Source organism: Trichocoleus sp. DQ-A3 (assembly GCF_039961975.1).
GTDB lineage: Bacteria > Cyanobacteriota > Cyanobacteriia > Cyanobacteriales > FACHB-T130 > FACHB-T130.
The window spans coordinates 57,395-72,562 of record NZ_JAMPKC010000023.1 but is presented as its reverse complement, the minus strand read 5'-3'; the positions used below and the strand labels follow the sequence as shown (position 1 = coordinate 72,562).

The 15,168-nt window shown below is 46.2% G+C and carries 12 protein-coding genes; 2 read left to right on the top strand and 10 right to left on the bottom strand.

Annotated elements, in window-relative coordinates:
* The first annotated feature begins 314 nt into the window (after positions 1–314).
* Positions 315–710, top strand: coding sequence for an S-layer homology domain-containing protein (locus NDI44_RS23310; RefSeq protein WP_190415891.1), 396 nt, complete (start codon positions 315–317; stop codon positions 708–710).
* Positions 711–1,072: 362 nt separating this feature from the next.
* Here the strand turns inward: NDI44_RS23310 and NDI44_RS23305 are convergent, their stop codons facing one another.
* The 8 genes from NDI44_RS23305 to NDI44_RS23270 all read right to left on the bottom strand — a co-directional run bounded on the left by NDI44_RS23305 (position 1,073) and on the right by NDI44_RS23270 (position 9,534).
* Entirely contained in the window at positions 1,073–1,672 is a 600-nt protein-coding gene (locus tag NDI44_RS23305; RefSeq protein ID WP_190415889.1) for a DJ-1/PfpI family protein, read from the bottom strand.
* Positions 1,673–1,676: 4 nt separating this feature from the next.
* The gene (locus tag NDI44_RS23300) at positions 1,677–2,813 is read right to left on the bottom strand and encodes a serpin family protein (RefSeq protein ID WP_190415887.1); all 1,137 of its coding nucleotides are present in this window, start codon (positions 2,811–2,813) and stop codon (positions 1,677–1,679) included.
* Positions 2,814–2,867: 54 nt separating this feature from the next.
* On the bottom strand, positions 2,868–3,293 hold the full coding sequence (locus NDI44_RS23295) for a TIGR02588 family protein (protein ID WP_190415885.1): 426 nt from the start codon (positions 3,291–3,293) through the stop codon (positions 2,868–2,870).
* The gene (locus NDI44_RS23290; protein ID WP_190415884.1) at positions 3,290–4,174 is read right to left on the bottom strand and encodes a TIGR02587 family membrane protein; all 885 of its coding nucleotides are present in this window, start codon (positions 4,172–4,174) and stop codon (positions 3,290–3,292) included. Before NDI44_RS23290 ends, NDI44_RS23295 begins: the two co-directional genes overlap by 4 nt.
* Before the next feature lie 458 nt (positions 4,175–4,632).
* Positions 4,633–5,649, bottom strand: coding sequence for a peptidoglycan-binding protein (locus NDI44_RS23285; protein ID WP_242033283.1), 1,017 nt, complete (start codon positions 5,647–5,649; stop codon positions 4,633–4,635).
* Positions 5,650–5,714: 65 nt separating this feature from the next.
* A complete protein-coding gene (locus NDI44_RS23280) occupies positions 5,715–6,185 on the bottom strand; it encodes a nitrate reductase associated protein (RefSeq protein ID WP_190415882.1) in 471 nt (156 codons plus the stop codon).
* A gap of 140 nt (positions 6,186–6,325) precedes the next feature.
* A complete protein-coding gene (locus NDI44_RS23275) occupies positions 6,326–7,723 on the bottom strand; it encodes a chloride channel protein (RefSeq protein ID WP_190415880.1) in 1,398 nt (465 codons plus the stop codon).
* 302 nt (positions 7,724–8,025) lie between these two features.
* Positions 8,026–9,534: a NarK family nitrate/nitrite MFS transporter gene (locus NDI44_RS23270; protein ID WP_190415878.1), complete on the bottom strand. Its 1,509-nt coding sequence runs from the start codon at positions 9,532–9,534 to the stop codon at positions 8,026–8,028.
* 1,010 nt (positions 9,535–10,544) lie between these two features.
* On the opposite strand from NDI44_RS23270, the gene NDI44_RS23265 reads away from it, so the two are divergent.
* Positions 10,545–10,778: a hypothetical protein gene (locus NDI44_RS23265; RefSeq protein ID WP_190415875.1), complete on the top strand. Its 234-nt coding sequence runs from the start codon at positions 10,545–10,547 to the stop codon at positions 10,776–10,778.
* A gap of 59 nt (positions 10,779–10,837) precedes the next feature.
* On the opposite strand, the gene NDI44_RS23260 is transcribed toward NDI44_RS23265, so the two are convergent.
* Positions 10,838–13,084: a nitrate reductase gene (locus tag NDI44_RS23260; RefSeq protein ID WP_190415873.1), complete on the bottom strand. Its 2,247-nt coding sequence runs from the start codon at positions 13,082–13,084 to the stop codon at positions 10,838–10,840.
* A 92-nt stretch (positions 13,085–13,176) separates the two neighbouring features.
* Positions 13,177–14,799, bottom strand: coding sequence for a ferredoxin--nitrite reductase (locus NDI44_RS23255; RefSeq protein WP_339380841.1), 1,623 nt, complete (start codon positions 14,797–14,799; stop codon positions 13,177–13,179).
* Positions 14,800–15,168: the final 369 nt, after the last annotated feature.

Genomic DNA, 15,168 nt, shown 5'->3' with positions numbered 1-15,168 from the left:
GTGTTTTCTTGTTCGTATGCTTTGACTACTTTTTCTCGAAAGTCGATGGAGTAAGGTTTCATTCTACCTGTTCATGCACTGACCTCAATGTACTCTATATACCTGCAATCTGCTGTATCTAGCGTTTTACCTATTACTGGGATAACGTCTGAAGGCGGAACCTGGTATCTGTAATTAGAAGTAAGTAAACTTTGATACTTTTCCCAGCAGCAATCAACACATAGCTAGTTGATTTTCATTACAATAAGATATAAAAGTTTCTTTTTCAGCAGAATTCAAGTTACCTTTTTGCAAGTTAAGTGGAAAGAATTAAAATGTCTAAATTTTTTAAGACTCTACTTTTATATAGTCCAGCCGTTTTGGGAATGGCCTTGCTGTTAGCAAACAGTGCAGTTGCACAGGAAGCGATTCCCAATAATCCAAATTCTCAAATGCCACCTCCAACAGAGCGTTATGGGTGTCTCAGTGGAAATGGCGATGGAACTTTTCAAGGCAATCGGCCTGTAACTCGGTATGAATTTGCTGCCGGTTTAAATGCCTGCTTAAATCAAGTTGAACAACTCATTGATAATCCTGCTGGAAATCGAGTTAATCAAGAAGGGTTAACGGTTCCAAGAAGCCAATTAGAAACCTATCGATTAGAGTTGGAGCGTTTGCGTAATCGAGTAGATAAGCTGGATACCCAGACAAGAGAACAGTCGAGCCAGTAGTTTTTTAAAAACAGAAAAAAAGAACGGTTGTGATTGAGGAACTGGATTTCTAATCAAATACTTCTCGATTAGTGATGTTACATCCAAAGAAAGCCCCCAAACCCTCTTTTAAAGCTACCGTATACGCACAAGACTTCTTTAACTTGCAAGTCCCGTTTTGATCCCCCAACCCCCCTTAAAAAAGGTGGCGAATTAAGTCAAAGTTCCCCTTAAAAAGGGAGATTTAGGGGATCAATCAACTTTTTGCCCCTTAACCCAAGATGTGCGTACACCGTAGCCTTAAAAGGGGAGCTAAGACCGAATCGCAAGTGTAGGTAGCGCTAAGACAAGTAAATTATCTAACTTCGATAGGATTGAGACCGTTAAACCGCAACCATTTCTTGATGCTCAATCTTCGTTCCCAAAAGTTTCAAGAATTCTGCCAACCAGTTAGGATGAGCAGGCCATGCAGGTGCTGTTACTAAGTTACCGTCAACCATTGCCTCATCTGGTGGAATATGCACGTAAAGCCCACCTGCCCGGTTAACATCCGGGCCGCACGCGGGGTAAGCGGTGCAACTTCTGCCTTCTAGCACTCCCGCTGCCACCAAAACTTGTAACCCGTGACAAATTGCAGCAATCGGTTTATTTGCTTCGGCGAAGTGGCGCGTGATTTCTAATACTTTCTGGTTCAAACGGATATATTCTGGCGCACGTCCACCAGGAACGACTAAGGCGTCGTATTCTGTCGCTTCCACTTCATCAAAGGTAGCGTTTAAGGTGAAGTTGTGACCGGGTTTTTCACTATAGGTTTGGTCGCCTTCAAAGTCATGGATTGCGGTTCGCACCTCGTCCCCTGCTTTCTTATTGGGGCAAATCGCATGGACAGTATGCCCAACCATTTGTAATGCCTGGAATGGCACCATTACTTCGTAGTCTTCAACAAAGTCACCGACGAGCATCAAGATTTTTTTTCCCGCCATTTTCCTAACTCCTGTTTGATTGCTTGGATGTTGCAGTCTGTGGCTCCATAATAGAACCCATAAACAGCAAACTTCCAGTATCATCATCCCGAATCGCGCAGAAAAATGGGCGGTCAACCACCATGCTAAAGGGAGGGTCGGGGGGACCGAATGAGGCTTCTATACCAGTTGCGGCGGCGGCTTCGGTTCCTTCTTCGTTGACTTCGAGAAAGGTTTTATGGATGACGCTGGCAATGGCAATGTCTTGGGCAGACATCTGCTGGAAACCTCCTTCAAAAGCCATTCCCATCCCCAAGGCAATCAGGGCATCATTGAGTGCTACTTGATACTCTAGCTGAAAGCGGGGTAAAACGAATGTTCCTTCCTCTCGCCAGAATTGGTAAATCCATTGATTCCAGTTTTCAGCGTTCAGATTTTTGTGGAATGCTTGCAAGTTTGAGTTTTGATCTGGAAGGAAGATGTACATACTCACCTGTTCACTACCGTAGGGTAAATTAACCGCCTGAAAGTTCTTACCTTGGTAGTAGCGGTAGGTTCTGTGCTGAGACATCATCGGGTACTGTTTCTGCGTCCCATCAAGTAATGTAAAGGCTCTATCGTGTGTATTTTCTTTATCGAAAGGGCTTGCCCAAATACCTTTAAAATAGATAGCGTTAATTAGGATTAAAACGGTTTGAGGGTCAAGCTTTTGGAGAATTGTCTCGATTTTGCCGTGGGTGTTTTCGCTTACCCAGTTGTTAATAGTTGCCAAAGCATCGGAACTACTAAAGTCCAGGTTGGTTACTTTTGCACCGTAGAACTCTTGGGTTCGCTTCAAAAAATCCCGTTTAAATTCCACATTCTGATTCGCCCAAAGCGAATTAGCGATCGCTAACTCCACCTCGTTATCCAGATTTTCTAGCGATTGTTTCAACTGTAAGTTAGCTTCGTTGACTTGTTGCAAGCTCATTTCTTGCAATTCCAGCGCGATCGCCATTGCCGCTTGTGTCTGCCCCACACTGCCGTTATAGGTCATCGAGAGAGCGATCGCTATGGTTGCTGGAGAAACAAAAATGTTTTTGTCAGGCTCCTGCTTTGTAAGTTCCCTAAATAATTTAAAGGCAAATTGAGTATTCGCTGCGACAAGTTTGTTATTAACCATTGCATCGTTTCCAATAATTACAGCGAACCGGGAAATGAGCAGTTATCAAAAAACTTAAGGTAACTTGTAGCTAGAGACTCGCACGACTAACTCGCCATCGCGGGGATTCCGGCTAAAGATAAATGCGCCTTCTTCCTTTTCGCCGCCGGAGAGAAAGTCAATTTGTTGTTCGCCAGTTTCTTCAACTTTCCCATTAACCCGCAACTCGGCAATAATCTGGACTGATTCAGCAGTTTCTCCACCAGTATTCGTCACTTCAAAAGGGATGTAGAATTGCTCTTGAGTTTGACGAAGTTCTCTTTCCTTCGCGGTGACTGATAGAGTCGGGGGTTCATTTTTCTGGGTTGCCCAGTCATACAGCACCAGTCCTACGAGTAGCGCCACAATAGATGTCGCGATCGCAAAGGAAACCCATTCCGCAAGCGATCGCGGCGGTCGTTGCTGTTGGGATGAATTGCTATCTTGATTCGTTTGGCTCATGCTAGCAACCTTCCTGCTGCGCCACCTACAGTGGCTGGGAGTCCTAGTATCAATGTATAGCTCAACCACATTTGCCACGGATCGTCAAAGCTCAGCTGGTGGAAGAACCACAACATAAATGTGGCTGCCAGAAGCGACACTAAATAGGAGCAAACAGTTTCGCTTAAGGGACGCTGAAAAAGTCCTTGCTGTTGTTTCCGTTGTTGTTGATTAGTAAAGCCAGCCTGAAAGACAATCCCATAAGAAATTAACAGCGAGGCAACAATAATCGCAATCAGCCACGGAGGGGAAGAAGCGGCGACTAGCATGGGGATTTCGTCAGTAGGCGCAATGTTAAAGGCAATAATCGTCGCACCGATCAAAGTACCTCCAATATCTGCCAAGGTCGCATTGAGGCGGGTTTTGTCTGGTTGTGGGGGATTTTCATCGCTGTTGGGAGATTGATAGCGATCGCCACTTAAAAAAGAACGCGCTAGCGCCACACCCAAAGCAAACGGTACACTCTCGAAGATTATTTTTCCTAATGCTTCACCCAAAGAGGTATCGAAGGTGATTTCGCGCAATAAAATTAGGATACTTGTCGCGCAGACGACGCCGATAGCGATCGCTTCAATGGTATCCATTACGGCTTCACCCGGTCGAATATCCTTATATTTGCGAAAGCCTTCGGTGCGATTGAGCAGGAAAACGACGATAAACGTGGCAGCGATCGCAGCTAGCATCACGGGCGGTTCCGTGAAAGACCCAATCCACCAGACTTCCATCGTGTACAGTAGCGGAATTCCAAATAAAAACCCACCGGCGGCACCCCGCAGTAGATCATCCCATTCTTTCGACCAAATGTTTTCGGGTTTATGTTTTGGAGCGCGTTTAATCTTCATTAGGGGGCATCGACTTTTCATCCGCTTATGCCAAGCCAAAAGTCATTCTCAAGCAACCAAGCCAGAGGCAATAACAGATGAAGCTAGCGGTAAGCCGTTCGTCAACTTATTCCTTAAATGTTATCAAACCCTGACTCTTGAATAAGCAGTCCTCTTTAAGTTGTAAATTTTTTTAGCAACCGCGAAGACGCACTAGCGAAGTCATGCGCGTTAGCGCTATAGAGTGCAAAGAAAGGGTAAGAAGAGAGATCCAAGATTTTATGAATGAAAGAGGACTGCGATTGCAATCCTCTTTGAGTTGTGAAGAAACAAGCTGCTCCAGGACGCACGGCAAGATCCACGAGAACAGAGAATTTGACAACTGCTGCAAGGATTGCTGTCGAAGCTGACAAAAGCTAGGAGGAAGAGAAGATTTTGAATCGTTTGTTTTCCTAACTCCTGGCTTTTCTACCCGATTTTTAAGTTGTTTTACGCCATCTTTTCCCAAACTCATCGAGGGTTGCTTTCGGAATCTGCGTCTGAAGCCACTCCAGCGCATCATCTTGATGAGGCAAGCCTTGGTAGTATTTGCACATATTCACCAGATTAACTGGAGGCACTTGCGTGGGGTTGGTGAGCGCATTCCAGGTAGTTGTTCCCACAACTCCATCCGCCTTTAACCCTTGGGATTTCTGAAAAGCAATCACAGCCGTTTCTGTGCCCGTACCAAAACTACCATCAATGGGACCAGGATTAAAACCTTTGTCCTTCAAAAACTGCTGCAATTGTTTGACTTTTTCTCCTCGCGATCCAACTCTTAAGGAACCATCGTCTGTCGGAACACCGATTGCACTCAACTTTTGACGAACGGCTTGACGCAAACGGGGTAGTTGAGCGTATAACCAATCACCAGGGCAATCAGTGGCAGAAAAATCTCGATGCCCTTTGATATTATCAGGAGAAATTTTGCAGGAACTGCAAATTGAAACGCATAAATCGACTAAACTATTCCATTGTTTTTCACCCATCTGATGGGTCATGAATCTGCCTTCATTTTCAATTCCCGGCGATTCATTGCCTAGAGCACTGCCAGCATGAGACGAGCGAATACACAAACCTCGTTTAATTTTTGCTAAAGTGCCATTTCTTCCTTCTAGGAGAACGCCGTCCGTTGTATTCAAAAAATTATGACCGGAATCCCACCAGCCGAAAACATCCATGTGGGTATTCTGAACACTTTTGGCAAATTTTTTCGCTCCATCCACAGTTCCTTTCGATATATGGCTGGGGGGATTGGGCGTATCGGTATGGTGAACGATCACGTATTTAGGTGTGGTTTCCTCTGACCACTGTTTGGGGGGTCTGGCCCCCCACTCCTGACATGAAATAACGCTAGCGGTAAAAGGCATGTTGAAGATGTCCTGTAAAGTTGACGGCAGATGAATAATGAGCGTGATGGGACAAACCACAAACGCTTTCTCTAGCACTGCCAGCATCGTTTGTAACCTAATAACTATGCCGCAGCAAGGTAAGTAGCAATTTTTTCACATTTCTTGATAGCTCAGATTAAGTGAAATTCTTGGAGTGCGGGTAAAAAGTTTTGGTTTTCGTGACTGGGGCGGCTGAGTTTGATGAGAGCAAAGCGTTGGGCGGGAGTGAGTTCTGCCCATTGTTGGGGTGTCAGTATTGCTCCAAATTCTGCTGCCTTTTCCTGAATGTTAGCCGGTATTTTTGTAGCATCCATCCAATCTGGATGAGGTTCTATCGGAAGGTCGCTGGGAGAGACGCCTGTGTGTTCTACAACGAATTGGTGCAGTAATTTCCGGTAGGCTTGAGCTTCATCTGTTGTGGTACAGGGCATCTCTACCAGGGTTTGTCGTTCCGCTTGACTAAATTGGTGCCAGTGAGGCAATTTTAGTTTGACGCCGCAAGTGTCTAATTTCATCCGCACCTGCATCGGAATGCAACGCAAGGACTCTACAAAATCTGCTTCAAACTGAAAAAAATTATTGGTGGATTTGTCAGTCTTCATTCATTTTCTGGGTAATTAATTCATTAAAAATAACAAAAATTTTGATGAATAACTTCTCAAAGAAAAAGCTCCTAAAGGCATAAACTGCGACTACTAGGAGCATTACCACAATCGTAAAAAGCTTTCAATATCGGCAGGATTCAAGGGCTGGTTTGTGGAAAGTCACTAGCAGCAGTATATAGGGGCAGCGAGGTGGGGTTTTGCAACCCGGTCGGCGTGCGCGATCGCTGCGTTTGAATCAAGGAGACTTGGGTAGTCAACAGGAAACTGACAAAACTGGCAATCACCAGAACCGGCACCATTGCGGTGTCTGAAAGCACGCTGAGAATTACAGTGGAACTAATCGGTGTTTTTGTCACCGCCACGTTCACTGCCGCCATCATGCAAATCATACCGATTGTCGGGTGGATTTGTGGAAAAGCCAGAGAAATCGCCAAGCCAACTGCTGCACCAATGTAAAACAGCGGAAAGATGAATCCTCCCCGGAAACCGGAGTGGAGAGTGAAACTAACTGCTAGCATCTTCGCAAACGCGATCGCGAGCAACATCGTCACTCCAAACGTCGAACCTGTTTCGACAATCGTATGAATTTCCTTTTCGCCAAAAAATAGGGTCTGGGGAAACACTAAAGCAATCAGCCCAATTGCGAACCCTCCCAAAGTAGCCAGCGCAATCGTGTGGTGTTCGATGTATTGAGTCAAGTACCCAATACTCCGGAACAGAACAATAAAGATGATCGCAATCAGCGCCCCTAGCGCCCCCAGCAGTGCGCCTTGACCTAAATTCACCAGGGAAAGCTTAGGAGGTGCGACAAAGTGATACATCCCCCCAATCGTCAACCCCGTGTTAAATCGAAACACAAAAAAGCTTAAGATTGCCGAAAGCACGGCAGGAATGAGCGCTTCGTAGTATTCCAATCCCCGACGATGGGGAATTTCTAGGGCGAAGAGTGCGCCACCCAAGGGCGCACCGAAGAAGGCACCTAGTGCCGCACTCATGCCACAGAAAGTCAGCACGCGGGTTGTCGTCAGGCTCAGATTGAGCTTTTGACCCAGCCAGCCGCCAAAACTGCCATTGATTTGTACTAGCGGGGCTTCAGGGCCAGCACTGCCACCAGCTGCAATCGAAAATAGTGAGGCAACAATCATTGCCGGAGTTTGGCGTAGGGAAATTCGTCCTGGATCGTGTACCTTATCAACGACTAGAGAAACTTCACCGGGAAGTCCCATGAAGTGCAGTGTGAGACCGACAAAAAATCCCCCAATTGTGGTAGCAATCCACACGTAATTCCAGGCGGGAAATCCGCTAGGGAAGTAAGGATTCAAAACACCAGGCAGCGTGTGCCAAACAAAATGCAGGCTTAATTCCAGTGCGTAATAATAAACCGTTGCAACTAATCCTCCAGCAATTCCAATGACTGCCGAACAGAGAATAATTTGCTGATAAGTTAGTTCGCCTGCACTGTTGGAATCGTTAGGTAATGTATCAGCATATACGTTATGCTCGTTGCTGGCAGTTGTTCGATCGGGAGACGACATAAAATCTCCTCAAAGTCACTAGCAGTGTGAGTAAGAAAGCAAAGTTAACTTAATCCCAAATCACCCGTTTAGGTGTATTAAAAACAACTTTATCCAGAAAGAATGTTAATAATCTATCTAAATTGGTAAGGAAGCATGAGTAGCCAAGCATATCTCTAAACCCGCTCAACACGCCATAAAAATATAGGGGTGACTTTCAATCTCACCCCTACTCGGTTGGTTTTAGAAAAAGACAGTTATTAAACCTAAGTTGGGATAACTTTTAACACCTCATTTATTCCCAATTAGGACTTCTACCAAAATTAATTTTGTTCGCGTTCGTGCGAGAAAACGGGCGTTTTTGAGGATGTTATTCCGACTTCTTCACCTTCATGAGAGCCTTCCGGTTCTTTGAGAAGAAACGCACAAAGACTAGCCGAAATTAAGCCAACAATTCCTAGCATCTGGAAAAATATGCGATCGCCCGCAGCATCCTGAGGTAAAAAGCTATAGACGGTGAGGTAAATTACCGCTCCTACGTTGCCATAAGCACCCACGTTACCAGCAATCTGACCCGTTACGCGCCGCTTAATTAGAGGAACAATTGCAAAGGTCGCACCTTCCGCTGCCATGACAAAGAAGGAAGCAATCATGGTCACAATAACTACCCCGAACAGGGGTATATTTGCACCCAAACCGCTAAACACTAGATAGCCAATTCCTGTGCCAGCAAGCGTTGCTGCCAGCGTCCACTTCCGGCTGCCAATCTTGTCAGAAATTAAGCCACCTCCTGGACGAGCCGCCAAGTTCATAAAGGCATAAGTTCCGGCAACTCCCGCTGCTAGCGCCTCTGTCAATCCAAAGCCTCTTTGAAAAAACGTTGGGAGCATGGAAACAACAGCTAGCTCTGAGCCAAAACAGGCAAGATAAGCAATTTCTAAATTGACGACTTGACCAAATTGATAGCGCTCTTCAGCAGAGTAGCGCTTTTTACCAGTCATCAAGCTGTGATTTGCTTTCCAACAGTTATAAGCTTGGAATGCATACAAGCACAGCAGCAGAAACCAGGTGACATACAGTTGAGTGATATTGAGAAATTTAACTTGATTTAAGCGCCAAGCAATGACGCCCAAAACGCCGACTAAGGGAATGTTGCTAAGTAATAGAAACCAGAAGTCTTTCTGGGTAGTCACTTCTATTCCGGCGCTGCTTTGGGGACGTTGGTAAACCTTACCTGGAGGGGTATCTTGGACGTTTAAGTAATAAACAATTCCGTAGATAGCGGCAACAATTCCGGTGAGCGCGATCGCAAACCGCCAGTTAACTTGACCTGCCCCTAAAAAGGCAGCTGCTGTGGCAATTGTCGGGAGGGTAAACGCTGCACCTGCCGAGCCAAAGTTGCCCCAGCCGCCATAAATGCCTTCTGCTAAGCCAATTTCTTTCGGGGGAAACCATTCCGCCACCATCCGAATGCCAATAACAAATCCACACCCAACGATGCTCAGCGCTAAGCGGCTTAATACTAATTGGGAAAAATTCTGTGCAAATGCAAACATCAGGCAAGGAATCGCCGCATAAATTAAAAGGCATGAATAGGTGATCCGAGGACCGTAGCGATCCAGAATCATGCCGACAATAATTCGAGCCGGAACGGTGAGCGCAACGTTACAAATAGCGAGAGTTCTGAGTTGGGCTTCATTTAAACCTAAATCTGCTTTCACCGCTGTGGCAAAAGGGGCGAAGTTGAACCAAACGACAAAGGTTAAAAAGAATGCAAACCAGGTCAGGTGTAAGATGCGGTATCGACCGCTAAATGACCATAATCCGGACATTTCAGAACCTCTTCTTTTCAAGTAAAGTATGCATCAAAGCGGGAACTGTTCTTGGGTTAGCGTAAATTTTATAGATTCAATCGGGGATATAAATCCTAGTTAAAAAATTTACGTAATTAGGCGCTTGCCACGGGGTTCGGTCTATTTTTTGCTTGAAAGTTTTCAAACATAAAATCTCACCTTATCGAGCCGAGCTGCCGAACGTTAGTTTTTTTAGCAATAAGCGCTTCTGTTAGAGTAATGAACTGAATAATCTGAGTTCGTAGAATTTGTTACAAAAGACAGATTTCTTTTGAAATCTCTATCTTGTTAGGTATTGTATCTGTATTGTGAAGTATTCTTTCTTCTCCATTGCACATTTTGCATTCAACTCATGCAAAATGTGTAATAGAGGGATTATTTTTGAGTATTTCCTGAGCGATAACCGTTTGATTTTTTCAAGCAAATAACTTCCCTTTGATCAAAGGGAAGGTATGAGAAGTTTTTACTAAAGCTGCTTTCCTCAGCTTGGATTTTTAGACCGATTTCTCTGCTGCTATTTTCTAGTTAGGCGTTCTAGAAGCTGTCTGTATACATCTGTCACATCTTACTAAGTCAGCATTTATTAATAGGTTTTGCGGATAGTCTTGGAGCCATTAGATTGTAAGGGCTTCAAAAAATTAAATGATATTGATAAGTCTCTATATTTTCAGAATGCGATCGCGTTATTTGGTCGGAGAGCCAGAATCTCTCGCAAAATTAGATTAATCCTATGTGAGCATTTCCTGACATTGACTCCTCTCTAGACACGGATGGTGGTTGCATCCCTCAGCGGGTTCTGCAAACTTGCTAAACCTGATTTCCTCCTTTTGATAGGTGCAGTATTCGCTGAAATTCATCACTACCTAGAAAATCAAGTTCAGGCTATTTTAAACTTTTGTAAAAGAAGATTTTTGTATATTCAGCTACAGAATTTTTGCTAGATTTAAATAGACACACAATTTTTAGAAATTAATCAAAAGGTTTTAGTAATGAAAACGCAAGAACGCCCCCAAGTATTGATAGCGGAGGAAGAACCCTCTAATCCATTGATGGTAGTGCTTTTGGTTACGGTGGTATCGATGATTTTCGGTTTGATTCCGGTTGTTTATAGTTCAACGTTTGCAAAACTCCAATCCCAGACACCAATCGCGCTGGGAGAGGCAGGCTTGTGGAGCGCTTTTGGAGAAAAAGCAGATAGCGTTCGGGTTAACCCAGAACAGTAAGCTTTTGGTAGAAATTTAGGCGTGAAAGCAGATAGAAAATCAAAGCTTTTGCGATCGCTTCAAACAGGCAGCGGTGAGGACAAAGCTTTGGATTGAGTCTCTGGAAGCAAACACTCCTCAGAGATCAGATGGGCAGCAATCGGCACCAGTTGCACGGCGCAAGCTTTCAGTTCGGGTTGCAGAGAGTCGGGACAGGATGCGGAGTGAGTCAGGGTATTCGCTTCGGCATCATCCGCCCAAAGATCGCCCCAGTGAATGGGGACAAAAACTGTACCGGGAGAAATGGTCTGAGTGACTTTGGCTGGGAATCGAGAAGTTCCGCGACGGCTTCGCACTTCCACCCAGTCATTCTCCTGAATCGCCAACTTCGCAGCATCGCGGGGATGAATCTCAATGAACGGTTGCGGATGCATTTGGCGGATTTTTGCAATCCGTCCGGTACGAGTTTGCGTGTGCCAGTGCCCGTACAGCCTGCCCGTCGTCAGCACAAAGGGGAAGTTTGGATCGGGGGGTTCTGCGAGTCCCCGCGAATGCTTGGCAACAAAACGCGCCCGTCCATCCGGCGTCGAGAAGCGCAAGTCGGTGTAAAGCCTTTTAGGAGTGCCGAGGGAAGATTTTCTCGGTTCATTTTTAATTTTTAATTTGGCATTTTCAATCGGTTCGGGCCATTGAATGGGGCCTTCTTTTTTCAGACGTTCGTGGCTGATGCCAGTTTGGTCGCAGAGGCGATCGCGTGTTAGCTGCACAAATTCATCATAAATTTCCGATGAGTGAGTAAAAGCAAACTGTTCGGGATATCCCAATCGACGACCCACTTCTGCAAAGATTTCCCAATCTGCCCTCGCCTCCCCCAGAGGTTTGCGGAAAGCGGGACACAGGGTGACGACTCTTTCCGAATTGGTCATCGTCCCAGTTTTTTCCCCCCACTGCGCCGCCGGAAGTAGAACGTGAGCAAAAGCAGCGGTTTCCGTGGGATAGTAGGCATCTTGATAGACCGTAAAAGGCGATCGCTTTAGCGCCGCTTTCGTTCGTTCCAGGTCTGGCATACTCACCGCCGGGTTTGTCGCTGCAATCCAGAGAAACTCGACCTCTCCCGTTTCTAGTCCGGTAATAATTTCCCAAGCGCTGCGACCGGGAACCGGCGAAATTTTCCCGGCGGGAAGCTTCCAAAACTGCTCAACTTCAGTTCGCTGCTGGTCATTCTTCACTAAACGATATCCAGGCAGCAAATGAGCCAGACCCCCAACTTCCCGTCCCCCCATCGCGTTAGGTTGACCCGTCAGGGAAAAAGGGCCGCTTCCGGGTTTGCCAATTTGACCCGTTATCAGGTGCAAGTTGATCAAGCTGGAGACTTTCGCAGTCCCTTCGGAAGATTGGTTCAAACCCATCGTCCACATAGAGAGGACGCGCTTAGAATCAGCCCACATTTTGGCAACGGTTATCAATTCATCCAGGGAAATGCCGCAGCGTTCGGCGACAACTTCCGGTGGATAGAGTTGAATCACCTCAGCGTAGGTGGAAAAGCCTGCGGTGCAATCCTCAATGAAATCCACATTCATCTTGCCCCATCGTAGAAGCAAATGAGCGATGCCATTGAGTAAATCGATATCGGTACCGGGTCGAATGGCTAGATGCAAATCGGCGGCTTCGGCGGTGGTGGTGCGACGCGGATCGACCACAATCATTTTGACGTGATGGTTTTGTTTATGGTGTTTCCGCAGCCGATTGAAGATAATCGGGTGACACTCTGCTGTGTTGCTACCGATGATAAAAGCACAGTCGGTTAGTTCTAAATCTTCGTAGCAACAAGGCGGGCCATCCGAACCCAGGCTGTAAAAATACCCCGCCGTGGCGGAAGACATACATAGGCGCGAGTTGGTATCGAAGTTATTCGTGCCCAAGATTCCTTTAAAAAGCTTTTGGGCAAGGTAGTAGTCTTCCGTCAGGAACTGACCCGAACCGTAGAGACATAGGGCATCTGGGCCAGTGGAGTTTAGGATGGAACCAATGCGACTGACAATTGCATCTAAGGCTTCCTCCCAGGAAGCGCGACGGAAGGGTTCATCCAGAGAGTCGCGCATCATCGGGTAGAGGAGACGGTTTTTATCAATCGATTCTGTAACCGTCGCTCCTTTGACACATACCATACCTTGACTGGAGGGATGAGAGCGATCGCCCCGCACTTTCCAGATCGGATTTCCTTGGCTATCTCGATTTGTCTCCCGATTTGCAGCCGCTGGCGGCGAAACTTCTAAGCCACAGCCAACGCCACAGTAAGGGCAGAGGGTTTTTGTTGAGTCACTCATGGCATTCGTTATTAGTCATGGGTCATGGATCATGGGTCATTAGTCATCGGTCATCGGTCATTCGTAATTAGCAAGTGACTAATGACGCATGACTAACGACTAACGGCAATCTCTGCTTCTAGCTTTTCTTGTGGCTGCTTGGGGATTGCCCCAAAGTGTTCGATCAGCAAGTCTCGCAGCACTGACTTGAGATCCTCGCAAGGAACCTTTTTCATAATTTCTTTGCCTAGGTGTGCATCTTTCCCGACCTTGCCACCCATCCAAATATCGACCGCTTCTACGGTTTGACCATCTTTGCGCGTCTTCGTACCGATGAAGCCAATATCTGCAACTTGTGGTTGACCGCAGGAATTTGGGCAACCTGTCCAGTGAATGCGAACCGGATGCGGTTGAATTAACTCTTCCTCCAGTTCCTGAATCAAGGCAAGCGCCCGGTTTTTCGTTTCAATCAGCGCAAAGCCGCAAAACTCGCTACCTGTGCAAGAAACCAGCCCCCGGTTCAGGATTTCTGGATCGATAGACAACCTTTCTTGAAGCAGTGGTTCTTCTAAGAAGGGACTTAAGCGCGTGTCGGGGATATTGGGGATAATCAAATTTTGTTCGACCGTCAGACGAATCTCCCCGCCGCCATAAACTTCCGCCATTCGCGCAAGTTCAAACATTTCATGGGCATACAAGCGACCGACAGGGACGTGCAAACCGACGTAGTTCAGTCCGGGTTGCTTTTGGGGATAAACGCCAATATGGTCGCGCTTGTCCCAGTCAATTTCATCTTTTTCAGCCGCCGATTCCAGCGAATGCCCTAGTTGTTTTTCCACTTCCGCCCGAAACTTTTCAACGCCCCAGCCCTCAATCAGGTACATAATCCGGGACTTTAGCCGATTCTCGCGGGGACCATTATCCCGGAAAACCTCCAGCATTGCCTTACTTAAAGAGACAGCCTCTTCAGGAGGAATCCAAACATTAAGGGGAATGGCTTCTACATACTGATTCGGCGCAAAGTAGCCGCCGACGATGACGTTAAATCCAATGGTGTGGTTTTTGTATGCGGGGATAAAGGCAAGGTCGTTGATTTCGGCATGAACGGAGTTATCCCGACCCCCGGCAACGGCAATGTTAAATTTTCGGGGTAGGTTGCTGAGTTCGGGATTGCCCTCACCGTTATTGGTAATCATGTCCTGAAGGCTGCGGACAATCCCCCGCGTATCAATTAATTCAGCCGCATCAATGCCTGCAACTGGCGAACCCGTGATGTTGCGAACGTTGTCCATTCCTGATTGAATGCAAGTCAGACCGGCTTTTAACAAACGGTTGAATATCTCTGGGATATCCTCAATCCGAATCCCCCGCAATTGGAAATTTTGCCGAGTCGTAATGTCAGCGTTTCCCTGGTTTTGAAATCCCGAACCCGTGCAGTAGCGTTGCACGATTTCAGCCAGTACTCGCATCTGAGTGCTGGTCAAAATGCCGTTGGGTATCCGCATTCGCATCATGAACTTGCCGGGTGTCACCGTGCGATGGAAAAAACCCAACCACTTTAGCCCTTGGTTCCGTTCAAAGTCGTCCATCGCCTCCCAGCCAATTTGGGCAAAATGCTCCAGTTCTTGCTTCAGCAATAGGGGATGTTTTGCAGCTTTGGCTTTTTCAATCTTATTTAGTTTTTCTGTAGGCTTGGTTGCCTTGATTGCTTCTGTAGGGGTAGTTACGTTAGTCACGGTTCCTCCTTGCGTACCTGTATCTGGCGCAATTGCACGTGTAACCGTACAGCTATTGCTCTCGCTGTTAAATACTGCTTTTTATGCTAAGTTAGGCGCTTTTAAAAATCGAAACGGTAGACTTTGTTACAGAAGCTGCTTATTGCTAATAAAACCTTTCTTTTGAAACATTTTTAATTTTAAAAGTCTATCTTTATGGTTACTTGCCAAATAGGATCTTAGTAGGTTGCTGAAGATTAAATTTCAAGCCACACCTGCTTGTAACCTCTATTTTTCAGAGTTTTGTTTTCTCTCCCGGTATTATTCAAAATAGCTGTAAGCTTTAACGGGCAAAACTTATGAAGGGATTAATCTGAAAGCAAACCCGTT